Origin of the sequence: Cystobacter fuscus (genome assembly GCF_002305875.1) — a bacterium.
Classification (GTDB): Bacteria; Myxococcota; Myxococcia; order Myxococcales; family Myxococcaceae; genus Cystobacter; species Cystobacter fuscus_A.
Map to the genome: position 1 here is coordinate 2,277,854 of NZ_CP022098.1, position 23,324 is coordinate 2,301,177.

14 protein-coding genes and 2 pseudogenes are annotated in these 23,324 nt (G+C 67.8%); 6 read left to right on the forward strand and 10 right to left on the reverse strand.

From position 1 onward, the window contains the following. The first annotated feature begins 9 nt into the window (after nucleotides 1-9). On the forward strand, nucleotides 10-1,644 hold the full coding sequence (locus CYFUS_RS09480) for an IS1182 family transposase (RefSeq protein WP_095984660.1): 1,635 nt from the start codon (nucleotides 10-12) through the stop codon (nucleotides 1,642-1,644). 8 nt (nucleotides 1,645-1,652) lie between these two features. Here the strand turns inward: CYFUS_RS09480 and CYFUS_RS09485 are convergent, their stop codons facing one another. Next, nucleotides 1,653-2,042, reverse strand: coding sequence for a hypothetical protein (locus CYFUS_RS09485; RefSeq protein ID WP_095984929.1), 390 nt, complete (start codon nucleotides 2,040-2,042; stop codon nucleotides 1,653-1,655). A gap of 665 nt (nucleotides 2,043-2,707) precedes the next feature. Here CYFUS_RS09485 and CYFUS_RS09490 point away from each other — a divergent pair. Then, entirely contained in the window at nucleotides 2,708-3,079 is a 372-nt protein-coding gene (locus CYFUS_RS09490) for a hypothetical protein (RefSeq protein ID WP_095984930.1), read from the forward strand. A 64-nt stretch (nucleotides 3,080-3,143) separates the two neighbouring features. Here the strand turns inward: CYFUS_RS09490 and CYFUS_RS09495 are convergent, their stop codons facing one another. Then, nucleotides 3,144-5,057, reverse strand: coding sequence for a Vps62-related protein (locus CYFUS_RS09495; RefSeq protein WP_232537469.1), 1,914 nt, complete (start codon nucleotides 5,055-5,057; stop codon nucleotides 3,144-3,146). A 137-nt stretch (nucleotides 5,058-5,194) separates the two neighbouring features. Here CYFUS_RS09495 and CYFUS_RS09500 point away from each other — a divergent pair, with 137 nt between their 5' ends. Beyond that, on the forward strand, nucleotides 5,195-6,805 hold the full coding sequence (locus tag CYFUS_RS09500) for a sigma 54-interacting transcriptional regulator (protein ID WP_232537470.1): 1,611 nt from the start codon (nucleotides 5,195-5,197) through the stop codon (nucleotides 6,803-6,805). 70 nt (nucleotides 6,806-6,875) lie between these two features. Next, nucleotides 6,876-7,322 carry a hypothetical protein gene (locus CYFUS_RS09505; protein WP_095984932.1) on the forward strand — a complete coding sequence of 149 codons (447 nt, stop codon included), beginning with the start codon at nucleotides 6,876-6,878 and terminating at the stop codon, nucleotides 7,320-7,322. A 59-nt stretch (nucleotides 7,323-7,381) separates the two neighbouring features. Here CYFUS_RS09505 and CYFUS_RS09510 read toward each other — a convergent pair whose 3' ends face one another. The 6 genes and pseudogenes from CYFUS_RS09510 to CYFUS_RS51665 form a co-directional block, all read right to left on the reverse strand. After that, on the reverse strand, nucleotides 7,382-8,731 hold the full coding sequence (locus CYFUS_RS09510; RefSeq protein WP_095984933.1) for a GON domain-containing protein: 1,350 nt from the start codon (nucleotides 8,729-8,731) through the stop codon (nucleotides 7,382-7,384). A 192-nt stretch (nucleotides 8,732-8,923) separates the two neighbouring features. Further along, nucleotides 8,924-12,499, reverse strand: a complete 3,576-nt coding sequence (locus CYFUS_RS09515; protein WP_095984934.1) for a protein kinase domain-containing protein — start codon at nucleotides 12,497-12,499, stop codon at nucleotides 8,924-8,926. Between the two features lie 247 nt (nucleotides 12,500-12,746). After that, the gene (locus tag CYFUS_RS09520) at nucleotides 12,747-13,886 is read right to left on the reverse strand and encodes a serine protease (RefSeq protein ID WP_095984935.1); all 1,140 of its coding nucleotides are present in this window, start codon (nucleotides 13,884-13,886) and stop codon (nucleotides 12,747-12,749) included. 110 nt (nucleotides 13,887-13,996) lie between these two features. Further along, the gene (locus tag CYFUS_RS09525; RefSeq protein WP_269770266.1) at nucleotides 13,997-14,554 is read right to left on the reverse strand and encodes a sensor histidine kinase; all 558 of its coding nucleotides are present in this window, start codon (nucleotides 14,552-14,554) and stop codon (nucleotides 13,997-13,999) included. 21 nt (nucleotides 14,555-14,575) lie between these two features. Then, nucleotides 14,576-15,076, reverse strand: a pseudogene (locus tag CYFUS_RS52500) (DUF5953 family protein); the annotation flags it as partial. Nucleotides 15,077-15,088: 12 nt separating this feature from the next. Further along, entirely contained in the window at nucleotides 15,089-16,243 is a 1,155-nt protein-coding gene (locus tag CYFUS_RS51665; protein ID WP_198316518.1) for a GON domain-containing protein, read from the reverse strand. Nucleotides 16,244-16,662: 419 nt separating this feature from the next. Here CYFUS_RS51665 and CYFUS_RS52505 point away from each other — a divergent pair. Continuing rightward, nucleotides 16,663-17,666: pseudogene (locus CYFUS_RS52505) on the forward strand (sigma-54 factor interaction domain-containing protein); the annotation flags it as partial. A 306-nt stretch (nucleotides 17,667-17,972) separates the two neighbouring features. Then, nucleotides 17,973-18,335 carry a hypothetical protein gene (locus tag CYFUS_RS52510; protein ID WP_232537918.1) on the forward strand — a complete coding sequence of 121 codons (363 nt, stop codon included), beginning with the start codon at nucleotides 17,973-17,975 and terminating at the stop codon, nucleotides 18,333-18,335. A gap of 8 nt (nucleotides 18,336-18,343) precedes the next feature. Here the strand turns inward: CYFUS_RS52510 and CYFUS_RS09540 are convergent, their stop codons facing one another. Together CYFUS_RS09540 and CYFUS_RS09550 are read right to left on the reverse strand one after the other, a co-directional pair. Further along, complete coding sequence (locus tag CYFUS_RS09540; RefSeq protein ID WP_095984936.1) at nucleotides 18,344-21,742, reverse strand: serine/threonine-protein kinase; 3,399 nt, start codon at nucleotides 21,740-21,742, stop codon at nucleotides 18,344-18,346. A gap of 527 nt (nucleotides 21,743-22,269) precedes the next feature. Continuing rightward, nucleotides 22,270-23,319: a sensor histidine kinase gene (locus CYFUS_RS09550; protein ID WP_095984937.1), complete on the reverse strand. Its 1,050-nt coding sequence runs from the start codon at nucleotides 23,317-23,319 to the stop codon at nucleotides 22,270-22,272. Between the last annotated feature and the right edge of the window lie 5 nt (nucleotides 23,320-23,324).

Genomic DNA, 23,324 nt, shown 5'->3' on the forward strand with positions numbered 1-23,324 from the left:
GGTCGGCACATGACCTTAGCCGTCAGTCCGCCGAAGGTGACCGGAGAGATAGCTCGATGGACTCCTCCGCGGGAGTTGAACGAGCAAGAGCAACAGATTGTCGAACGGATGAGCCGTAACGGCAAGCTGTTCGCTTTTCTGCGTCTGAATCGGCACAAGCTGATGGATGAGGCTTTTCAGGCGGAACTGGCCTCCATGTACCGCCAGACAGGAGCAGGGAAAGTGGCTATAGCACCCGGGCTGATGGCAATGGCAATACTCTTACAGGGATACATGGGAGTGTCGGATGCCACCCTGGTGGAACTGACGGTCTTCGACTTGAGAGTGCAGATGGTGTTGGGCTGGTTGGGTCACAGCGAGCCGGCGTTCTCCCAGGGGTCGTTGTATGAGTTTCGTCAGCGGCTGATGAGAAACCAAATGGACCGGCGCCTCCTGGAGAAGACAGTCGAGGTGGCGCGGGAACAGAAAGAGTTCGGTGAGCGAAAGCTCAAGACGCTGTTGCGAGTGGCGATTGACTCAAAGCCACTGGAGGGAGCTGGCCGGGTAGAGGACACCATCAACCTGGTAGGACACGCAGCGCGCAAGGTGATGATGTGCGTGGCGAAGCTGCTGGGATGTTCCAAGCAGCAGGCCTGCCGAGAGGCGGGTATTCCCTTGTTGTTGGAAAAAAGTATCAAGAAGGGATTGGATGTGGACTGGAGCGAAGCGGGGCAGAAAAAGAAAGCGCTGCAAGCCCTGCTCGAGCAAGTGGAAAGCATGATGTCCTGGCTAAGAAAGAATCTGGCAGAGGAGATGGAAGAGGAGCCTTTGAGGGAACACGTTCAGACTCTCGAGCAGATTCGCAAGCAGGACCTGGAGCCGGACCCAGAAGGAGGAGGTGTCCGCGTTCGCCAGCAAGTGGCGGAAGAGAGACGAGTGTCGGTAGAAGATGGGGAGATGCGTCATGGACGCAAGAGCAAAAGCAAGCGCTTCAACGGATTCAAGCAGCATGTGGCCACGGCGCTGGACGAAGAACTCATCCTGGCATGTGCTGTGACGCCCGCCAACCGACCTGAAGCGGAGGCAACACCGGCGCTTGAGAAGGACATGGAGAAGCAAGGAGTGAAGATTGACGAGTTACACATAGACCGGGGGTATATCAACAGCAGTATCGTGGACAGCGTGCTCGAGGAGGGAGGGGAAGTGCTGAGCAAGCCGTGGAAGGCACGCAATGGGGAGTTGTTCGCGAAGTCAGACTTCAAAATAGATATGCGAAGCCGGACCATCACGTGTCCGGAGGGGAAGACAATGCGCTTCGAACTGGGAAAGACAGTCGAATTCGCGACAAAGGACTGTGAGACTTGTCCATTGCGCGAGAAATGTACACAAGCCCAGATAGGACAAGGACGGACTGTGGCAATCAGTGAAGATGAAGCGCTCCAGCACAAGTTGCGCAAATTAATGAAGACACCTGCTGGGCGAGAGCGACTCAGGAAGCGAGTAGGGGTGGAACATCGACAAGCCCATATAGCGCGACGACAGGGGCGTCGTGCGCGCTATCGGGGCGTGCGTAAGAACGTCTTTGATCTACGACGTGCGGCCAGCATCCAGAATTTGGAGACATGGCAACGCCATCTAGAGTTGTCCCAGCAGCAGGTGGGATGATGTGGTTTTTAAATCGGTCGGTGTTCTAGCACCTCGCACACGGACTCGTAATGGCGGTGCAGCGCCTCGCAGGCACCGAAGAATGCCTCCACCCCTGACTGTCCGGGAGTCATCCGCCCGAGGCTTACCCCCTCCTGGCTCTCTTCCACCATCGCCACCAGGGCCGCGCGCAATTCGAGCCCATACGTCTCCGGCTGCAAGAATGGGGTGTCGAGGCGCAGGAAGAGGTCCGGACATTCCCCGGTGCGCTCATCGCCCTCCTTCTTCAGCCAGGCCTCCACCATGCGTGCCTCGCTCGGCTCCACCAACCAGCGCAGCAGCCGCGCATCAGGCGCCTGAGCGAACTCCACCCACTGGTTGTGCAGCCATCCCAGCCGCTTTTCCACCGCGTTCTTCATGTGGCCTCTTTCCGTTCCCACTGGCCCGCCATCATCGGCCCGACTGGATTCCCGAGGCGCTCATTATTGGCAATTGGCAACCCGTTCGGGCAAACGAACCGTTGCCTGCACGAGCAGAGGAGCGGAAATACGTCCAGCCTGGATGCAAGGGGGGAGCCCGCGCACACGTCAGCGCGAAGCCCACCAGGCCAGGTGGAGGCGCTCCCGTCTGGAAAATTGCTTCGTCAGCGGAAAACCCAATCCCCCTGGCGGAGGGCGCTTCAGGAGGACATGCGGCCGACGAGGGAGAGGATGGCCTCCCCGTACCGTGGATGCGCTGCAGAGCCAACGGGGCCGCGCGGTGGCGATGGCGCCGAGCAGGTGGTCCGTCCGAGATGACCCACAGGTGCCTACAAGTATCAGCGCAACGAGGAGGGGCCGGAGGAAGTTCAGGTTTCCAGAGGTGGAGAGGAAGTCTGGGTGGACGGTGCCCGCATGGAAAGGCGAGGCTGCTTGAGGTCAATCACGTGGGTAACGCTGAGAGAAGTCCGTTCATTTCTGGCTCGAGCTGTGGCGAGACTGCCTGAGCCATGGTTCTGGACATGCTCATTCCTTTTCGAGGCACTCCTGAAGAAATTTGGCATTCCAGGTGGGGTTGTTGTCCGTCCCTGAGACAGGAGAATCAAATGAAGTTCTTCATCATCGCGGAAGACGGCGGCCTGCCATCCGCATCTGACCTGGCGTTCCATGTGTGCGCGAGCTGGCCCGGCGCCACGGTGATGCCAATCTCCAATCCCGAGAGAAGCTATACCTTGGAGTTCCATGTCCCCATGGCTGATTCGCGACTGGAGGGTTTGCTTCACAAGACGAGGAGCTCCATGACATTCGAAGGTGTCTCTCTTCGGGAGATTTCAGAGTTCGTCCGGTGGTGTCGCTCCCTCGTGCCTTCTCATGTGTCCCTCCTCTTCTGCGACGAGAGCATGAATGGCGAGGTGAAGGTGACTCCGACGATGTCCGCAGCACAAATCCTCGAAGCATTCCATGCGAGTGGAGGGTAGGCCACTGGAACTGCCCCGAGAGATACTCCCAGGGCAGCTCATGGCGTTTTGCCGTGCCTTCATCTCAGTCCAGCCCCGGGTTCGCGGGATTGGAGGCGGACTTGTCCATGATGCCGGTGGGTCCGTCGTTGAGCACGCATTCACCACTCACCTGCTCGACGATACCGCAGCCCGACTTCGGATTGCCCCAACGGCTGGTGAGGTTGAGCCACGACAGGCTCCCGTCATACGTGCCCGGTGACCGCCAGGAGAAGGGCACGGTGCTGTTCCAGGTGTACCAGGGGATGCCACGGCCCGTGTCATCGGCGAGGAAGTCCCCGTTGGGGAGGTTCTTGTAGATGTGCCGGGCGGCGTCCGGGTAGATGCCGTGCGAGCCCAGGGCCGCGTACACCTCCGGGTGGAAGCCCGCCACGGCCACGTTCTTGTCCCCGAAGTCGAACGTCTGCCCTCCCGCGTGCTGGCTCAGGAACATCCGCGACGGCCGGCCATCCACGAAGCGCACCGTGAAGTGCTCCCAATCCCCCACGTGGTTGCCGAACGTGGAGTAGCCGCCCAGACAGCCAAGGCGCGAATCGTACAAGCCGATGCACACGCGCTTGCCGTTGTTGTACGGGTAGAAGGTCCAGTAGACGATGTCCGTGGTGTTGGTCGGCTGGCCGTTCTGGGTGCGGTTGATGATCTCCGCGTAGATGGGCACCTGGCCCGGCCGCTGACCATCGAGGAACTGGGGATCCGTGCAGGAGTCACACCCCAGCGACTGGTTGGTGACCATGTGCCCACCGGACTCGTGCACGTTGGGGAGGAAGAACTCGACCGAGGACGGGAAGTAGTGCTCCTCCGGATGCAGCCACACGAGCGGCGCGTACTGGGAGGCCGTCACGGCATCCACGGGCACGCCCTTCATCTCCGGGTTGGCGAGGGCGCTCTTGTTGAGGACCCAGTAGCGGTTGCCGCCGGTGTCCGAGTGGCTGGGCCGGGCGATGAAGGTGGAGAGCGCCAGGCCTCGATGGTCCCGGGGCTGCACCTGCCAGATACCCACGTCGTGGTCCGCGCCCGAACCCTCGTCATTCCAGAGCCAGGAGGGGTTCGCCGGGAGCACGTACTCGCCGCGTACGCAGCGGATGAGATCGGTCGAGGGCTTGTCGTAACCGAGTACCGTGACGGTGCCCAGGCAGGTGTAGCCCGCGGCGGGCAGCGGCTCCCAGATGGAGACGTCATGGGTGCCGCCCGAGCCCCAGTCGCTCCACACCCAGGCGTAGTCGACGGGCCGCGCCAGCACATCCCCCTCGCCGTAGGCCACGAAGCTCGTCCGGGGCGCCGAGCCATGGAAGGGCTGGGCCACGTCGCCCAGCGAGTAGTAACCGGGGGTCTGGCCGAGGTTGGCGCGCCAGATGGCCACGTCGTTGTCGGCCCCCGTCCCGTGGTCGTCGTAGACCCAGTTGAACGCGGTCGCTCCCTGGACGTAGAGCCGCTGGGGGTAGCGCATGACCACCTTGTCCGAGCGCAGCGTGAACTCCCCGCTCTGCCCACCGGAAGCGGTCGCCGCGACGAGCTTGTAGGTGCCCGGTGACAGGGAATAGGACAAGCGCGAGGTGAGGCTTCCCCCGCTGTCATTGTCCTGGGCGAGGACGTTGCCATTCGCATCCAGCAGATAGAGGTAGGTGTCGAGTGACGCGGTGAGATGGAACGTCACCGTGCTGGCGGGTCCGGTGTAGTCCACGATGAACTGCCGGTTGGCCGGGCTGGAAGGGTTCATCCCGCCCGAGCCGTTCCAATAGCCATACAGGACGTTGCCCTGCTGCGTGGAGGGAGACTCCACCACCATGCTCGAGGCCACATCGTCGAGGGCGAATGGCGCCTCCATGCCGCATCCCACGCTCGTGGTGAGCGCGGCGCTCATGAGGAATGCGCGCCAGTGACGGCTGCTCGAGTTCAGGGGAACGGAAGTGGCGGGTCCTCGGAGACGGCTGTTCTTCATGGTGGGTCCTTCTGCGGTTGGGAAGAGACTCGGGGTTCGGGTGCCCTCGAGCACGCGTCGTGCCAGCATGCCCCTTGAGGGCACGTCCGGCGATCCGTGGAACGGGCCGCGGGAAGGAAGTGCTACAGTCGTGGGCGATGTCCCGCTCCGAGCCCCGCGATTCCCAGTCCCCCCCGCTGGTCGCCGAGGTCTCCACGGCCATTGGCCACGAGCGGCGCGCCGCGGCATCCGCCGACCAGGTGGTGCCGGTGCTGACCCTCTTCTCCCATCCCACGGCCACTCGGGCTGGAGAGCGGCTCCTGCTGGAGGGGATCGCCTCCGGCCGGGAGGTGGCTCTGTCCCGCAACGGCCCGAACTTCACCCGGCCTGGAGAGACCTTCGGGCAGCCCCTGTCCGACCCTTTCGTGAGCCGCAACCCCCTCGTGTTCTCACCGGGTGAAGGGGGGCGGCTCCGGCTGCGCGTGGGCGAGGGCGGAACCCGGGTGGTGGTGGACGAGCAGCTCGTGACGAGCCGTGAATTCACGCCGGAGGAGCTGGCGGCGGGCGTGCTGTTGGAGCTCTCGGGCCGGGTGGTGTTGTTGCTGCACCAGGACTCGGGCAGGGCGCGAGCACCCGGTGACACGCTGGGCATGGTGGGCGAGAGCCCTGGCATCCGGCGCGTACGCGAGCACGTCCAGCGCATCGCCGACCTCCATGTCCCGGTGTTGATCCGGGGGGAGACCGGGACGGGCAAGGAACTGGTGGCCCAGGCCATCCACCAGCACGGCCCGCGCAAGGGGCACCCCTTCCTCAGCGTGAACCTGGGCGCCATCCCCAAGGAGCTGGCGGCCGCCGAGCTGTTCGGCGCGCACCGGGGTGCCTTCACCGGAGCGACCCGGGAGCGCGAGGGCTTCTTCCGGGCGGCCCAGGGGGGCACCCTGTTCCTCGACGAGGTGGGCGAGGCGCCTCCGGAGGTGCAGGTGATGCTGCTCCGGGTGCTGGAGACCGGCGAGCTGTACCCGGTGGGTGGGCATACGCCCATCAAGACGGATGTCCGGCTGATCTCCGCGACCGATGCCAACCTGGAGGAGCACATCCGGGAGGGGCGCTTCAAGGCGCCGTTGCTGCATCGTCTGGCCGGTTATGAGATCCGGCTGCCACCCCTTCGCGAGCGCCGCGAGGACATCGGGATGCTGTTCCTGCACTTCGCCCGGGAGGAGTTGCAGGCCATTGGCGAGGCCCACCGCCTGACGCCCCGGGATCCCTATGCCGAGCCATGGTTGCCGGCGTCGCTCGCGGTGCGCCTGCTGCGCTACTCGTGGCCCGGCAACATCCGGCAGTTGCGCAACCTCACCCGGCAGTTGGTGATTGGCAGCCGGGGGCAGCCCGTGCTGCAACTGGACTCGCGGCTCGCCGGAGAGCTGGACGCCGCCGCGGGGCCCATCCCGAAGCCAGCGGCACCCGCCGCTCCTCCCTCGGCGGTGGCTCGCCGCAAGTCCACCGAGGTCACCGGAGACGAACTCCTCTCGGCGCTCCGGCGGCACGCCTGGGATCTCAAGTCGGCGGCGGATGCGCTCGGAATTCCGCGCTCCTCCATCTACGATCTCATCGACAAGCACCCGAACATCCGCAGGGCGGGAACCCTGAGCGCGGAGGAGATCTCCGCCTGCCATCAGGAGTGCGGAGGCGACCTGGACGCCATGGTCCAGCGCCTGGAGGTGTCCAAGAAGGCGCTCAACCGGCGCCTCAAGGAACTGGGACTGGCCTGAGCGCCAGGAACTCCTGAATCGCGGTAGGTCGGCGGCGAAGCGTTGGCGCAGGTTCGAAAGGAATAGCACCGTGGCGAAGCATCAACTGATCATCCCCGAGAACATCTACGCGTCCTTCCCGGTTCGTTCCGAAGCAGGGCGGCTCGAGGAACTCCTCACGCTGGTGATCAACTGGAAGGGAACCTGGGAGCCAGGCGATCAGCCCGAACAGTATCTGGTGGTGGCTCCAGGGGATGAGCTCGAGATCGTGCTCTCTGCCGAGCGGCACCAGGGGGGCAGCTTGTGGCTCTTCAAGCGGGAGCTCCCCTTGCTCCTGCCTGAGAATGCAGTCCTGAGTGATCGCACCTGGGCACGCGTGGACCTCGAGCGCGGGAGCAGGGTCTTCCAGGTGAACCACGCGCTCTCCCGTGACTCGGGAGAGTCGCGCTATGACCTGCGCGTCAGTGAGCTGAGACAGTATCCAGAGCCCATCGTCGGGCAGGGACAGCCCGGCACCCTGACGGCTTCCAAGCCCTGAGGGCGGTTCAGGGCAACCTGGCCGTCGAAGATTTTCCCCTGTTGGGAGCCGGTGGTGGGCTACGCGGGAGGCGGCGCGTACTGGAGCTGCAACTGAGCGCCGCGACCGTTGAAGGGATGGTCGGCACCCTGCACCGACATCCAGCCGCACTCCCCCCGGTTCCACAGGTCCACCACCTGGTTGTCCGAGCTGTAGGTGGCCCCACCGGAGCCGTAGTAGCCGACCGCCACGAACTCGCCGGGCGCCGCCGCGAAGGGCGTGCCGCGCAGGTCGACGTTGCCCAGGCCGGGGTTGCCGAAGTCGCAGTTCATCGCCGCGGCATAGGCCATGGAGGTGACGGCATCCCCGTGCCACAGCAGCCCGGAGGAGGTGGAGAAGGTCTGGTCACCGGTGCTCACGCGCAGGGTGGTGGGGTCGATGCGAACCTTGGAGAAGAGGGTCCGCACGTTGGTGGCCCCCCAGCCGTTGTTGTAGCCCGCGGTGTACTGGGAGAAGTTGAGTGAGGGGCCCGTCGACGGCAGCGACAGGTACTCGGCGGGAGTGCCCGCCATGTCGCGGCACCAGGCCGTCCAGGGCTTGGAGGCATCACCGTTGACGTACAGCACGTACTCACCATCCGCCGCGGAGGGATGGGCGGTCTTGATGTCCTGGCAGCTCGCCGGCGTGCTCCGCCTGTACTGGAGTTGCAACTGAGCGCCGCGGCCGTTGAAGGGATGGTCGGCACCCTGCACCGACATCCAGCCGCACTCCCCCCGGTTCCACAGGTCCACCACCTGGTTGTCCGAGCTGTAGGTGGCCCCACCGGAGCCGTAGTAGCCGACCGCCACGAACTCGCCGGGTGTCGCCGCGAAGGGCGTGCCGCGCAGGTCGACGTTGCCCAGGCCGGGGTTGCCGAAGTCACAGTTCATCGCCGCGGCATAGGCCATGGAGGTGACGGCATCCCCGTGCCACAGCAGCCCGGAGGAGGTGGAGAAGGTCTGGTCACCGGTGCTCACGCGCAGGGTGGCGGGGTCGATGCGAACCTTGGAGAAGAGGGTCCGCACGTTGGTGGCCCCCCAGCCGTTGTTGTAGCCCGCGGTGTACTGGGAGAAGTTGAGCGAGGGGCCCGTCGACGGCAGCGACAGGTACTCGGCGGGAGTGCCCGCCATGTCGCGGCACCAGGCCGTCCAGGGCCTGGCCCTGTCGCCGCCGAGGAACAGCACGTAGGGGCCATCCGCCGCGGAGGGGTTGGCGTTCTTGATGTCCTGGCAGCTCGCCGGGCCGGTCGTGAGCGCGGCCCGCGTCTGGCCTGGCTCCGTGGGGGCCTGTGGCTGGGCCTCGGGGCTGTTTGGCTCCTCCATCCCGCAGGCGGGGAGGACGGCGAGGCTGGCGGCGAACATCAGCTTCTTCCAACGGGGGGCGTACATCATGGCGGGAACTCCGGGTTCAGTGAGTCTTGAATGAACTCGGGGTGTCCTTGAGCACGCCGCGTGCCAGCATTTCCCTGGAACTCTTCTGGGGGCTCTTCAGAGGAGAACCCTCGCGGGGAAGGGTCTGGGAGGAGGGGCGCGGCTGTCGGCGACATGTCGCCGACAATCGCGAAACGTCGCGGCCCCAGGGGCTCAGGGCCCGCTGGACTGGAGGCGCTGGAGGGTGTCGCCCCACTCCCGCTGGAAGCCCGGGTTGGCGGAGAGCGCGCTGGAGAGATCCTCCCGGGCCTGTCTTCGCCACTCCTGCTTCTGTCCGGGGGGAGCGGAGGGGAGCGACGCCTGGATCGCGAGAAGACTGCCTCGCAAGAGCCGGGCGTCTGGCCATCCGGGACGAACCGCGAGGAGCTGCTGGGCCAGCTCCAGCCCTCGTTGAAGCGAGGGGCCCGGGTCCTGCTTGCCCTGCATCAGTCGGGTGGACCAGCGACGGAGGAAATGCCCGAAGCCGATGCGGAACTCCTGCCGCTCCGGAGCCAGCTCGAGACCCTTCTGGAAGGCCTGGAGCGCCTCCTCGGAGTCCTGGGGGCGTCCTCCTGGAGAGAGCGCCTTGGCCCCCAACGCCTCACCCAGGGAGTACCAGGCCTCGGCGTGGGTCGGATTGTGAGCGAGGGCCCGCCGCAACGCCGCCTCGGCCCGCGTGCTGCTGGGGCGGGGATCGCGCCCGTGCTCCAGCTCGAAAGTGGCCAGGATGGCATGGACCATGCCGCGGTTGGCCAGGGCTCCCGCGTTCTCCGGAAGCCACTGGAGTGCCAGCCGCAGGGCCTCGTCGGCCGCGCGCACGCTCGGGCCGGGATCCTCTCCCCGGGCACGCAGGTACAGGGCTCGATGGGCGAGCACCTCACTGAGGTTGATGTGCCCGTAGCCGCTTTCGGGTGCGAGGGTCACGGACTGCTCGCAGGCCGTCCGGGCCTGCTCCAGCGCGGGGAATGGATCCCCGCCGCGGTCCCAGGCCGCCTGGGCCTGCTGGACCCGTGTCAGACACAAGCCATTGTGGAGCTGGGGAATGCCGGGGCTGAGCTCGAGCCCCTTCCGGTACATCTCCGCGGAGCGCTCCAGCGAGGGACCGGGCTCACCTCCCGACACGCGCAGCCGCTGGGCCACGAGCGCATGCGCCAGTCCCGCGTAGAAGTAGGGCACCACGTGCCCGGGGTTGAGGGCCCGGGCCTTGTCCAGCGCCGCCAGTGCCTGGGTGAGATCTCCGTCCGGAGCCGGGGCCCGCGGGTGGGTGGCCCGGGTGTAGTACGCGATGCCCAGGTTGATCCATCCCTCCGGCACCTGGCCGTCCAGTTGGAGGGCGGAGAGATAGGACTCGATCGACTTGCCGTAACCGGGCAGCGGATCCGCGCCCACCTGCTCGTCGTAGTCGGCCCACGTCTTGTGGACCATGCCCAGGTTGAGGTGGAAGTCGTAATCCCTTTCCTCCGGGGCGATGCTCTCGAAGCTCTCGACCGCCTTGCGCAGTTGCTCGCGCGGATCCAGGGAGTGGCTCTGGCGGGTATAGCCCCAGATCCAATAACCCTGCCCCAACTCCAGCCGGGCCTTCGAACGCGAGGGCTCGAGCTCCAGCGCGCTCCGCGCGGCGCTCACCGCCTTCTCCGGCAAGGTCTCCGAATAATCGCCCAGATTGCGTCGATGCTCGGCGAGCCGCCGGTAGAGGCGGGACTCCAGCACCCGGGCGTCGTAATGCTCCGGCATGGCCACGAGCGCGCGGGAGACGGCCTCGAGGGCCCGGGTGTAGTGGGGAGCGACATCGCCCTTCCCGTAGAGCTCCAGGATCAGCGCGCCGTACTCCAGCCCTCCCTGGGCCGTGTAGATCGAGGCCACGCTCTCGCCGCTCGCCGCCGCCTGGGCATAGGCCTTCCGGCCCGCCTCGAAATCCGCCAGCGCGCGCTCGTGCTCGCCCAGGTTCCAGTTCCGCATGGCGCGGGCCTGGAGGATGTCTCCGCGCAGCGTGGGAGCCTCATGGAACCAGGACAGCTCGGTGCCGAGCGTGTCCAACAGGGAGAGGGCTTCGTCCCACCGGTTCTCGTAGAAGGCGAGCAGCGCCGCCACGTACGCGGTGGAGGGAACCTCGGCACCTTCACTCTGACGGAGCCAGGCCAGCGCCGGCTCCCGGTAGCGACGCTCGACCTCGCGCTTGCGAGCCTCTCGCCGCTCGGCGTCGCGGAGGCGCTCGGCTTCCAGCAACTGCTCCTGGTATTGGTGCCCCGTCACCAGGGCCAGTGCGTAAGCCACCCGGGGCTCGCGGAAGCCGTGCTTCCAGGCGGACTCGAGGGACTCGCGAGCCCTGACCTCGTCTCCGAGTGCGAGGTAGCCGCGCCCCAGCGCGTAGTGACCGGGCCCCACGGCCTGCTCGCCCGCGGCCTGGATCTCCGCCTCGAGCGCCGCCATCCTCGCGCGGATGGCGCGCTGATCCGCGCGCGTGTCGTGCAGGTGGGAGAGGTCCGAGTAGCGCGCCAGTGCTTCGATGCGTTCCACGGACTCGGCGAAGCGCCGGGCCAGGCGCTCGCGCACGGCGGTTTCGCGGCGGGCCAGCACCGTCTGGCCCAGCGCCAGGAGCACGAGCACTGCCGCCACCGAGGCCACGGATGCCACGAGCCGGTGCTTGCGGAGCTTCTTGCGCAGGCGGTACCAGACTCCGTTGGAGCGGGCCCGTACCGGCTCGCCCGACAGGAAGTGGCCGAGTTCCTCGGCCAGGGCGCGCGCGGAGTCATACCGGGCCGAGCGCTCCTTCTCGAGGCACTTGAGCGCGATGGCCTCGAGGTCCGCGGGGATGTTCGGATCCACCGCGCGCGGTGGGCGTGGCTCCACCTTGAAGATGTTGTTGAGCACCTCCAGGCCGTTGCCGCCGGGAATGGGCGGCTGGCCCGTCAACACACTGTAGAGGGTGGCGCCCAGACTGTAGACGTCCGAGCGGCGATCCAGGTGGGAGACCTCGCCGCGAGCCTGCTCGGGCGACATGTATTGGGGCGTGCCCATGACCGCGCCGGTGACGGTGGCCCCATCGTTCCAGTCTCGCGCCAGCCCGAAGTCCATCACGTAGGGGCGCAGCGTCCCATCCTCCGCGCGCTCCACCATGATGTTGGAGGGCTTGAGATCCCGGTGGATGAGACCCACGCGGTGCGCCTCGTGCACGCCCTCGGCGGCCTCTCGGAGCACCAGCGCCTTCTGTTCGACGGAGAGCTCGCGGGCGAGCGCGCTCAGCGTCCGCCCCTCGATGAACTGCATCGCGATGTAGACGCGCCCTTGAACCTCGCCCACCTCGTAGACCTTGCACACCCGCTCGTGGTTCACCCGTGCCTGGGCCTTGGCTTCGGAGAGGAAGCGCCGGGTGAGCTCGGGATCGTCACCCCGGACGAACTTCAAGGCCACGTTCCGGTTCAGCCGTGGATCATGCGCGAGGAAGACCCGCCCCATTCCCCCCTCGCCGAGGAAGCGCATGCACTGGTAGCGCTCCCAACCGCTGACGGGGAAGGCCGGGGTCTCGGGAGCCTTCTCGTCTCGAGCGTCGGCCACCCGGGGCGTGGCACCCCGGACCTGGGCCATCATCGAGAGGAGCGTCCCCTCGGACAAACGGCCTCGCTCACGGAGCAGCGCCAGGGGACTGCGCTCCAGGCGCCGAGCCTCCTCGCGCAGACTGTCCGCTTCCTGCTCGGAGACAAGGCCCTCGGCCAGGGCTACCCGCAGCTCGACCTCGAAATCCGGATGCATGGGGGGAAACGCTCCTCGGAGCGCCGATCGTACTTCCAAATGTCGATCTCAGCGTCATGGCGATCTCCCACGGGATGACCGTGCATGCCAGCGGCGGGGCGACGCGCGAGGAGCTACGACGCGCCGCCGAGCTGCCGATGCGGGCCTGTCCTTCCCTCTCTCCTCGGCGTTCAGGGGCCTGGGTCGGCGGGAAGCACCGTGAGCGTGGCGCCTCCGGCCCGGAACGACTTCGCGACCCTCGCGAGGCTCAGTCCGACGCCACGCAGTGGTAGCGAACGGTGTCCCCCGCGTTGACGAACACCGAGTCCGTGGCAGTGGTTGAGGTGTAGGGCAGGTACTGGGTGTTCCCGTTGACGGTACGATCAAAGCCGTCAATGACGCGGTAGATGGACGGCGTGATGTTGCATGTGGCCGTGACCATGCTGTTGGGACAATCCAGGGAGATGATGATGCCATTGGACGTCGTCAACCCGCTGACCACTTCGCCCGTGCTGTTGCACACGAGTTGGATGGTTCCGTCCGCGCCCGCCCCCGTCCAGTTCATGCTCACCAGGCGGGGCGCCAGGGAGCCGGTGTAGCTGGTGATCCAGCCCACGTAGGAGGACACGCGGGTGAAGACGCTGTACGAATCGCACGTCCCGCCCCGGCCCCAGCTCACGATGCCAAGCAGTCTCAGTTCGGGGTTCTCCCGGTAAAGCGGGCCGCCGCTATCACCATGGCATGCCCCGGTGTAGGAGCCCGCGCACAGCTCCGTCGAATAGAGATCGCGAGCCAGGGGGGCCGCGTTGCAGGTGGCGTTGGGCTGTACGGGGATGTTGGCCTGACGGAGCACGTCGGACTGGCTCCCGTATGCGGACGTCCAGCCCCAGCCAGAGACGATGGGCTGCGGGTAGTAGGAGTAGTCCGCGTAGTCTGGATTACCGTCATTCAAATAGATGATCTGCGTGCCCCGGTTGATGCTCACGGGCGACGACAGCTCGATGAGCGCCACGTCATCCACGGGGGCGTTGCTCACATAGCGGAAGCTGGGATGCTTGATGTAGCGGGTAACGGTCCGGACCTGCTCGGTGGAATCCGTCACGGAGATCCGGTGGTCTCCCGTGATGACGCGAAGGGCCGATACGGAAACCCCATCCACGCAGTGCGCCGCGGTGAGCACCCATTGGCGGTGGATGAGGGAACCACCGCATTGATGGCTGCCATTGACCGTGATGCGTGCCTGGAAGGGCACGTCGTTCACGAAGGACTCGTTGCCATTGATGATTTGCTGCTCGTCCTGGCTGAGCGTTTGCTCGGAAACCGGGGCCGCCTCTGGCTCCGCGAACTGTGCCCCACATCCCAGGACAACGGCTGAGCCCAGCACCGATACACAGAGGTACGATTTCAAACGGCCTCCCTACCGTCTCTGGAAGGGCATGCCCGGAAAGCAGGCTGCGAAGGACGGTGGCCAGATTGTGCGTGGCGGGGAAGAAAGCTCTGTCAAATCCGAGCAAAATCTCAGGTCGTGAGCCCCGTGGGGGGACTCGCGCGGGGCAGGGTGACGGTGACGCGGGTGCGTGCGTTCTCGCTGCTCAGGGTGAGGTGGGCGCCGCCCGCGTAGGCCAGGGCGAGCCGGCGCTCCACCGTGGGCAGGCCACTGCTGCCCTCGCGGGGGCCACGCGAGGCGCCGGGGTTCTCCAGGGTGAAGACGAGCGTGTCCCCGTGTGCGCGCACGGTGAGGTGGATGGGGCCGCGGTGTCCGGCGGCGGGCCCGTGCTTCACCGCGTTCTCCGCGAGCGGCAGCAGGACGAGCGGCGGCACGGGAAAGGACTCCAGGCCGGGCTCCACCTCCTGGGTGAGCTGGAAGAGGTCCGGGTCGCGCAACAGGTGCAGCTCGAAGAGCGTGCGCACCAGCTCCAGCTCCTGCGCCAGGGGCCAGGTGGCGGCGCGCACCCCGGCGAGCACGCTGCGCAGCATGGCGGACAGCCGCAGCACGGCGGCCTCGGCCACGGCGCCATCCGTCCGGCACCACTCGGCGATGGCGTTGAGGGTGTTGAAGAGGAAGTGGGGATCCAGGTGGCTGCGCCCGAGAAGGTGTCAAACACCTCGTACTGCTCGGCCGCCCGGAGTCACGCGCCCGCCAATCTCCGAGAAGCGCTCGTACGCGCGTTCGAGCGCCTCAAGGTGCGCGGGGATGTCGAGATCGAGCGGCGTCTCTGTGAGCCGAACGACCCACCCGCCCATCGCAGTGCGCCGCGCTCGAGAGAGCAAGTCTGCATCTCGAGCAGGGTCCGGGAACCCGATGGCTTCTGCGGCGGCTGCTGACCAGTCGTTCAGCCATCCCAGGCGATGCGGAATCGCAGGCGAGCGGAGCTTGTCTGGGAACTTGAGCGCTGGTAGCCCCCGTGGGGGAATCCCCGGCTTACGCGCCGGAGCTCTCGTCTGCCCCGCGATCTCTACTGCCACGCTGTGCGGCGTCGCATGCCCCCAGAAAGAGCGTGCGCCCTCCGCCACTCCTTCCAGCACATTCGCCGCCTCCGCGATGCTGGCCGCATCCAGCGGCAGCTCTGCGTGGGCTTCAAATTGGGGCTGGTCGCCTTCTCGACCCGGCTACTGCAAGGTGAGTTGCAGGCGGTTGTCGGGGTCGGAGGTGAAGCCGCAGTATCCACCTCCCGTGAGGTTGACGATCTGGCTGCCACTGTAGGTGATCGAGCCCGCCGGGTGATACCCACTGACCAGGAACTGGCCGGGCACGATGCCGAAGGGCGTGCCCGTCAGATCGATGTTGCTCCGGCCCGTCTGGGAACGGTCGGCCACGCAGTCGCCCGCGCTTCCCAGCGGGTTGGTGTAGAGGAAGGTGCTGCCGAAGCGCATCCAGCCCTGGCTCCAGGAGAAGGTGGTGTCGTCGAGCGCGAGCGTGAGCGCCACAGGGTCGAGGCGCACCTTGAAGTACCACGTCGCCTGCCCGCCGGCGGACGTGTTCTGCCCCTGGCCGTAGTACGAGTAATTGGTGGTGGCCGCCGTCTTCACCGTGAGGTACTCACGGGGCGTGCCGGCCATGTCGTGACAGTATACATCCACCTGCTTGCCACCGAGCGTGAGCGGGTAGGTGCCGTCCGGGGCCGCGGGGTTCTGCGCGCGAACCTCGGCGCAGTCGTGCACCTCGTTGGGGGTCACGTAGGTCCGGAAGTACAGATCATACGCGGGGTGGGAGTTGTACCCGACCTGGAACAGCATCCCGCCAGGATAGGAGTCGACGGAGGAGTTGGCCTCGTACCTCCAGTCATAACCCCCCGAGACGTACGGCTGGGCGTTCTGGATCACGATGGCGTACTGCTCGCCCGGAAAGACGCCGAGCGACTGCGAGAACCCGGCGTCGATCCAGTTGTAGCTGCCGGTAGGAATCAAGGTATGGCTCACCGTGCTGCTGGCGAGCACCTGGCCCGAGGTCGAGCGGAGTTGCACCAGCATGTCCGGGCAGTCCGGCAGACACTGCTTCTGCACATACACCGAGACCCGCGAGAGCTTCCCGGCGGTGCCCACCGTGAAGGTCTGTCCGCCGGGCACCGCTCCCGTGTAGAGCTGGACGGAGTAGAGCGAGTAGGGCTCGTTCGCCTGGTCCACCACGGGCGACGTGGCATGGCTGGCCGTCGTGGTCATCAAGGCCGTCAGCATCCCCAGCTTGGAGAGGGGAGACAGCCAGCGGCGGAATGCAATCGCGAAGGATGGGTTCATGACTGTGGGGTTGAGGCGGTTGGAGTTCATGTCGAGACCGCTCGAAGGTCTCGGGTTCCGGGCCTCAGCAAGCGACGTACCAGCACACCGGAGCACCCGGTTTCAGAGAGGGAGGTCGTCCACACGGCTCGTTCTCGAGAGGCAACGGCGGCGTGGTGGGCCGTTTCCACGCGTGGAACCCGGGGGCTCGACGCGTGGAAGTGCCGCTCTGGAAGTTTGCTTTGCTCCGGGACGTGAGCTCAGTGCCCCAGCCTCCAGCGCGCAACCCACGAGAAGTCAGGTCCAGGCAGGAGGCCGCGGATATCTCCACGGCCGATGTCTCGAGAGACCATCGCACTCCGCCGGGCTCCCGCCTCGTCCCCGCGCTGACCATTGCTTCGCACCCCCAGGCGCATCGCGTCGGGGAGCGGCTGCTGCTGGAGGCGCTGGCCGAGGGCCGCCAGGTCCTCCTGTCCCGCAATGAGCCGGACTTCACACGGCCTGGGAGCTCACCAGGCATGCACCTGGCGGACGCCTTCCTGAGCCGCAAGCCGCTCGTCTTCGCGCCGGGCGTGGAGGGGCGCATCCGGCTGGAGCCGGGCGAGGGAAGCCGGGTGGCTGTCGGTGGAGAAGTGCTGCGCGAGCCGTGGGTGTTCTCGGCCGAGGAGGTGGCCGCGGGCGTGCCGCTGGAGCTGGCCGGACGCGTGCTGCTGTTGTTGCACCTGGCGGATGCCTCGGCCAGGGAGGCCGTGGATGCACTGGGCATGGTGGGCATCAGCGTGGGGCTCCAGCGCGTGCGCCAACACGTCACGCAGGTGGCGGATCTGGACGTGCCGGTGCTCATTCGCGGGGAGACGGGCTCGGGCAAGGAGCTGATCGCCCAGGCCATCCATCGGCACAGCACGCGCGGGGACAAGCCGTTCGTCAGCGTGAACCTGGGCGCCATTCCCCGGGAGCTGGCGGCCACGGAGCTGTTCGGCGCGCGCAAGGGGGCCTTCACCGGCGCGGTGAGAGATCAGTCGGGCTTCTTCCAGGCCGCCCATGGGGGGACGCTGTTCCTGGATGAGGTGGGTGAGGCACCGCCCGAGGTGCAGGTGATGCTGCTGCGGGTGCTGGAGACAGGGCAGCTCTACCCCGTGGGCGAGCGCTCTCCCGTCGCCGTCGATGTGCGGCTCGTCGCCGCGACGGATGCGCACCTGGAGCAGCAGATCCACGAGGGGCGCTTCAAGGCGCCGCTGCTGCATCGGCTGGCTGGCTACGCCATCCGCGTGCCTCCGCTGAGGTCCGCATCCACCGGTCCTCCATCTACGATCTGATCGACAAGAGCCCGAACCTGCGGACCGCCGGGGACCTGAGCGCCGAGGAGATCACCCGCTGCCATCACGAGTGCCAGGGGGATCTGGATGCGATGACCCGGCGCCTCCAGGTGTCGAAGCGGGCGCTGGGACGTCGCGTCAAGGAGCTCGGCCTCGGCCCGGGGGCCACTGAGGCACGGGGCTGCTCGCGCGAACGCGGAGTGCCGGACTCCTGGCATATCCGTTGCTTTGTCCCCGATGACGATGGGGGGTCCAACGCGATGAACAGGAGGAATGTGATGCGGAGTCGTTTGTCCGAAGTGTCGCAGCGCCGTGTGAGACAGCCCCTGGTCCGTCTCCTGTTGCCGGGATTATTGCTGGGGCTTCCGTTCTCCGGACTCGTCTCCTGCAAGACGGGTGAGGGCGCGAAGACGCCAGTGCCGGATGTCACGGCGCCCCCTAAGTGCAGGTGTTATCACAAAGAGTTGAAGGTCGACGTCACCCCGGGAGGGATTGCCTTCAGTCCTTGCAGTAAGCCTGCGGACGCCACCTCGCAAGAGATGGTCTCCACGCATCCGCTGGCTTGTCTCGAGACGGGTGGCAAGGTCACGTTCGTCATCAGTTGCTCGATTGCGAGAGCCCGCGTCGCCATCGATATCAATGGACCCCAAGGGCCAGTCTCTTGGCGGCTGCCTCCTGACAATGGGCGCCTCGATCTCATCCCGATGGCGGGCACCTACACGATTACCGCCGAGGGTTGCTCCGATATCGGCCTGGGTGATACCAAGATCGGGACGCTGGAGGTAGGCACGGGCACTGGGGAAGACGCCCCGCCCGGTATGGGCTGAGCCGAGCGCTACGGAGAGGCCGTCGCGCGGCCAGGAAACCGCCGCTTCCACCAGCCGGTGAGGTGGGGGTTCAGCGTGAGGGCCCGCTCGAGGTCTTCGCGGAAACCTGTCTCCCCAGCCTCTTCACGCAGGCTCGCGCGCAGCAGCAGCGCGTCCGCCCAGAGGGGGCGCGCGGCCAGCACCTCGTCCGCCAGGGCGAGGCCACGCTTCAGGGCGGAGTGCGGCTCGAGCCCCGCCTCCCGCCGCCACGCGCCCCACTCGCGGCAGAAGTGGCCGAAGGCGATGCGGTAGTCCAGGCGCCGGGGCTCCAGCTCGAGCGTCTTCTCGAAGGCGCGGGCGGCCTCCTCGAAGTCCTCGGCGCGCGCCTGCCGCTGGCGAGCCAGCCAGCGGGCCCGCAGTCCACGCACCTCGCCCTGGACGAGCCAGGCCAGGGGCTCCTGGGGGCCGCGCTCGAAGGCCTGGAGCAGGGCCGCCTCGGACTGCTCCAGGCTCCGCTGTGGAGTCCACCCGTGCTCCAACTCGAAGGCCGCCCGGCGGGCATGGACCCGGGCCAGGCTGGCCGGGTAGTACGCGCCGCCCGGGAGGAGCTCGCTGGCCTTCAGGTAGGCCGCTTCGGCCGCCTGGAGCTCGGGGCGCGGATCCTCCCCGGAGAGCGCGCGGTAGGTGGCGCGCTCGGCCTGGGCCTCGCCAACGTTGTGGTGGCCAAAGCCCTGCTGGGGGGCAACCTCGATGGCTTGACGCGCGGCCTGCCCGGCCTGCTCGAGCCAGGGGAGGGGAGCGCCGCCGTGATCCCAGGCCTCCCGCGCCTGCTCGATGAGGACCGCGCTCCTGCCGTTGTGGAGCTGCGCAATCCGGGCGTTGATGCGGATGCCGCCCTCGAAGGACTCCAGGGCGGTGGTCAGGTCGGGCCGGGCGTCTTCTCCCTGGCTCCTGCGCCGCTGGGCGAGCTCCAGGTGCAGCGTGCCGCCCAGGAAGTAGGACACATAGTTGCCCGGATTGAGCTTCCGGGAGGTGTCGAGCGCGGCCTGGGCCTGCTTCAGGTCCTCCAGGGGAGCCGGGGCGCGCGGGTGGGTGGCGCGGGTGCGGTAGGCGATACCCAGGTTGATCCACGCGTCCGGCAGGCGCTCATCGAGGCGGATGGCCTCGCGGTAGGACGCGATGGCCTCGCCACGGTGGGGCAGGGAGTCCTCCCCCTTCTCGTCCTCGTAGTCCGCCCAGATCTTGAAGACGAGGCCGCGGGTGGCGTGGAACTCGTAATCCTGCTCCTTGGGGGGAATGGTGCCCAGCAGCTCCACGGCCTGCTGGAGCGGCTCGTGAGGGTCCAGGCTCCGGGCCTGGAGGGAGCGGGCTCGGCGCCAGAGGCTCTGGACCTGCTCCATGCGGGCCCGGGGCGGCTCGGGCACCAGGCGCATGGCGGTGCGCGCGGCGGAGAGGGCCTTCTGGAGGGGCTCCTCCACGTCGAGGCCCCGGCTCATGCGGTACTCCGCCAGCCGGTTGTAGAAGTACGCCTCCAGCACGCGGGCCAGCCCGAAGTCGGGGTCCGCCTGGAGCGCGCGGGCGACGGCCTCCATCCCATGGGTGAAGGGAGGCATGACGTCCCCCTTGCTGTAGAGCTCCATCACCATCACGGTGTACTCGAGCCTCGCCAGAGCCCTGTGGACCTCCGGCACGCTCTCGCCCGCGGCGGCGGCGGTGGCGTAGGCGCGGCGGCCAGCCTCGAAGTCGGCCAGCGCGCCCTCACGGTCGCCCTGGTTCCAGCGGCGGGTGGCCCGGGCCTCGAGAATCTCGCCCCGCAGCAGGGGCGCCTCGAAGAACCACGGGAGGCGGTCCTTCATCGCCTCGAGCTGGGCGAGGGCTTCGTCCAGCCGATCCTCGTAGAAGGCCAGCAGCGCCGCCACGTACTCGGGAGAGGGCACGTCGGCGCCCTGGCTCTGGCGCAACCAGTCCAGGGCGGGGGCGCGGTACTGGCGCTGGATGTCCTGCTTGCGGGACTCGCGGTGCTCCGGGTCGCGCAGGCGCTCGGCCTCCAGGAGCTGCTCCTGGTACAGATGTCCCATCACGAGGGCCAGCGACCAGGCGACACGGGGCTCGCGGAAGCCGTGGCTCCAGGCGGCCTCCAGGTGCTCGCGGGCCAGGACCACGTCGCCGAGCGCCAGGGCGCCACGTCCCAGCGCGTAGTGGCCGGAGCCCACGGCCGGCGCGCCGGCCTCGTGAATCTCTGCCTCCAACTCACGCATGCGGCCGCGGAGGGCCTCGCGGTCGGCGCGGGTGTCATGGAGCTGGGAGAGGCCGGAGTAGCGGGCCAGGGCCTCGATGCGCTCGACGCGCTCGGTGAACCGGCTCGAGAGGCGCTCGCGCCGGGTGGCCTCCTGCCGGGTGCGCGAGACCTGGACGACGGCGAGTGCCACGGCCAGCAGGGCCGCGGTGGCCACGCCCACCACGAGGCGGTGCTTGCGGAGCCTCTTGCGCAGCCGGTACCCCAGGCCGGTGGGGCGCGCCCGCACGGGTTCGCCACCGAGGAAGCGGTCCAGCTCCTCGGCCAGGGCGCGCGCCGAGTCGTAGCGGGCCGAGCGCTCCTTCTCCAGACACTTGAGGACGATGGCTTCCAGGTCCACCGGCAGGTCCGGGTTGAGCGCCCGCGGCGGGCGGGGCTCGAGGGTGGCGATGTTGCTGAGCACCTCCAGTCCGTTGCCGCCGGGGATGGGGGGCTGGCCCGTGAGCAGGGTGTAGAGCGTGGCGCCCAGGCTGTAGACGTCGGCGCGCCGGTCCAGCCGGGACACCTCGCCGCGGGCCTGCTCGGGGGCCATGTAGTGCGGGGTGCCGAGCACGGCGCCCGTGGCGGTGCTGGCCTGCTCCCTCCAGTCGCGCGCCAGCCCGAAGTCCATGACGTAGGGCTTGAGGCGGCCATCCTCGGTGCGCTCGACGAGGATGTTGCCGGGCTTGAGGTCACGGTGGATGAGGCCGGCCCGGTGGGCGGCGTGGACGCCCTCGGCGACGTCTCGCAGCAGCAGCACCGCCTGCTCCACGGTGAGCTGGCTTGCGAGCTGGTTCAGCGGGTGGCCGTCCACGTACTGCATGGCGATGAAGGCGCGCCCCTGGACTTCCCCCACCTCATACACTTGGCAGACGCGCTCGTGCTCGACACGGGCCTGGGCCCGAGCCTCGGAGAGGAAGCGCTGGGTGAGCCCGGTGTCGCCGCCCCGGACGAACTTGAGGGCGGCATGGCGGCGCAGCCGTGGATCATACGCGAGGAAGACCTGGCCCATGCCGCCCTGGCCGAGGAAGCGCACGCCCTGGTAGCGCTCCCAGCCGGGCACGGGGAAGACGGGAGTCTCCGGAGGAGGAGCCCCAGGAGTGGGCGGGCCCTCCAGGGTGGATGCGCCCGCTGCTCCATCCGCCACGGTCATGTCCGGGACTCCTCGGAAGTGTGGACGAGGCAGATCATGGCTTGAGTTCTCGCGAGGATTCCAGCCCGTGGAGTATAGGAAGGACAGGAGCCCTCTTGGGCATAGGGGGCGGGAGCAGAGCGGGAGGTGAGGGAGGCTGACCCTCAAGCACGCGAACACATCCAGGGCGAACGTCCTGCGCAGCAGCCCGGCCTGGTCCAAACGGGGTGTGCGCTCCTTCCTCGACTCCTCCACCGTCGCGGCAAAGGCGGGGCTCTCCTCCTCCAGCCCCGGTTCCGCCCCTGCTTGAGGGAGCAGAAATGGACGCACTTTCGCGCCTGGGGCAAAGACGCCGTGGAACCTCGTCAGGTTTGCCCTTGGAGGAGGCACCAGGCTCGTGACAAACGCTCCAGTGCCAGCGCACCGCGTGCTCCGTAGCGGCATAGCCGCTCCAACCCCTGCCTGTCGTTCGCATGCAGGTGCGTATTGGCGTGCAGGGAGAAGCCCTCCATGAGGCGAGGCAGGGAGCGCCAAGGCGCTGCGATGCCTTAGGTCACGCGCCCCATGGGGGGACTCGCGCGGGGCAGGGTGACGGTGACGCGGGTGCGCGCGTTCTCGCTGCTCAGGGTGAGGTGGGCACTGCCCGCGTAGGCCAGGGCGAGTCGGCGCTCCACCGTGGGCAGGCCACTGCTGCCCTCGCGGGGGCCACGCGAGGCGCCGGGGTTCTCCAGGGTGAAGACGAGCGTGTCCCCGTGTGCGCGCACGGTGAGGTGGATGGGGCCGCGGTGTCCGGCGGCGGGCCCGTGCTTCACCGCGTTCTCCGCGAGCGGCAGCAGGACGAGCGGCGGCACGGGAAAGGACTCCAGGCCGGGCTCCACCTCCTGGGTGAGCTGGAAGAGGTCCGGGTCGCGCAACAGGTGCAGCTCGAAGAGCGTGCGCACCAGCTCCAGCTCCTGCGCCAGGGGCCAGGTGGCGGCGCGCACCCCGGCGAGCACGCTGCGCAGCATGGCGGACAGCCGCAGCACGGCGGCCTCGGCCACGGCGCCATCCGTCCGGCACCACTCGGCGATGGCGTTGAGGGTGTTGAAGAGGAAGTGGGGATCCAGGTGGCTGCGCAGGGCGAGCAGTTGCGCCTGCTCGGCCTCCAGGGCGAGCCGCTCGGCGCGGGCCCGCTCCTGGGCGAGGCTCTCCTCGAAGCCGATGTCGCGCCCCAGGCCCCAGCCGCCCACGAGGAACAGGCCCATGCTGACGGCGAGGCTGTAGCGGTCGGTGAGGAAGGTGGGCCCGAGCCGCAGCAGCTTGGGCAGCACGACGCCCGCGGACAGCACGACGCCCAGGCCCACGGTGGCGTAGAGCAGCAGGCGGATGCCGCCGTGGCTCAGGTCGAGCCCCTCGGGGAAGAGGACGCGGTAGGACACCGGGGCCACGCTCACGCACAGCACGCACAAGAGCAGGCCCAGGGGCCCGGCCATGGGCTCCTCGTTGCTGAAGCGCACCTGGGCGGCCACCAGCGGCACGCTCACCAGGAGGATGGGCAGCAGCCGCCGGGGCACGAGCAGCGCCCGGAGCGTGGCGCGGACGATGGAGTCTTGTTTCATGGGCG

Bases quoted from the DNA above. Each gene is read 5' to 3' on its own strand.
- CYFUS_RS51665 (WP_198316518.1), bottom strand. From the start codon at position 16,243: ATGAACTCCAACCGCCTCAACCCCACAGTCATGAACCCATCCTTCGCG.
- CYFUS_RS09495 (WP_232537469.1), bottom strand. From the start codon at position 5,057: ATGAAGAACAGCCGTCTCCGAGGACCCGCCACTTCCGTTCCCCTGAAC.
- CYFUS_RS09490 (WP_095984930.1), top strand. From the start codon at position 2,708: ATGAAGTTCTTCATCATCGCGGAAGACGGCGGCCTGCCATCCGCATCT.
- CYFUS_RS09500 (WP_232537470.1), top strand. From the start codon at position 5,195: ATGTCCCGCTCCGAGCCCCGCGATTCCCAGTCCCCCCCGCTGGTCGCC.
- CYFUS_RS09540 (WP_095984936.1), bottom strand. From the start codon at position 21,742: ATGACCGTGGCGGATGGAGCAGCGGGCGCATCCACCCTGGAGGGCCCG.
- CYFUS_RS09515 (WP_095984934.1), bottom strand. From the start codon at position 12,499: ATGCATCCGGATTTCGAGGTCGAGCTGCGGGTAGCCCTGGCCGAGGGC.
- CYFUS_RS09480 (WP_095984660.1), top strand. From the start codon at position 10: ATGACCTTAGCCGTCAGTCCGCCGAAGGTGACCGGAGAGATAGCTCGA.
- CYFUS_RS09550 (WP_095984937.1), bottom strand. From the start codon at position 23,319: ATGAAACAAGACTCCATCGTCCGCGCCACGCTCCGGGCGCTGCTCGTG.
- CYFUS_RS09485 (WP_095984929.1), bottom strand. From the start codon at position 2,042: ATGAAGAACGCGGTGGAAAAGCGGCTGGGATGGCTGCACAACCAGTGG.
- CYFUS_RS09510 (WP_095984933.1), bottom strand. From the start codon at position 8,731: ATGATGTACGCCCCCCGTTGGAAGAAGCTGATGTTCGCCGCCAGCCTC.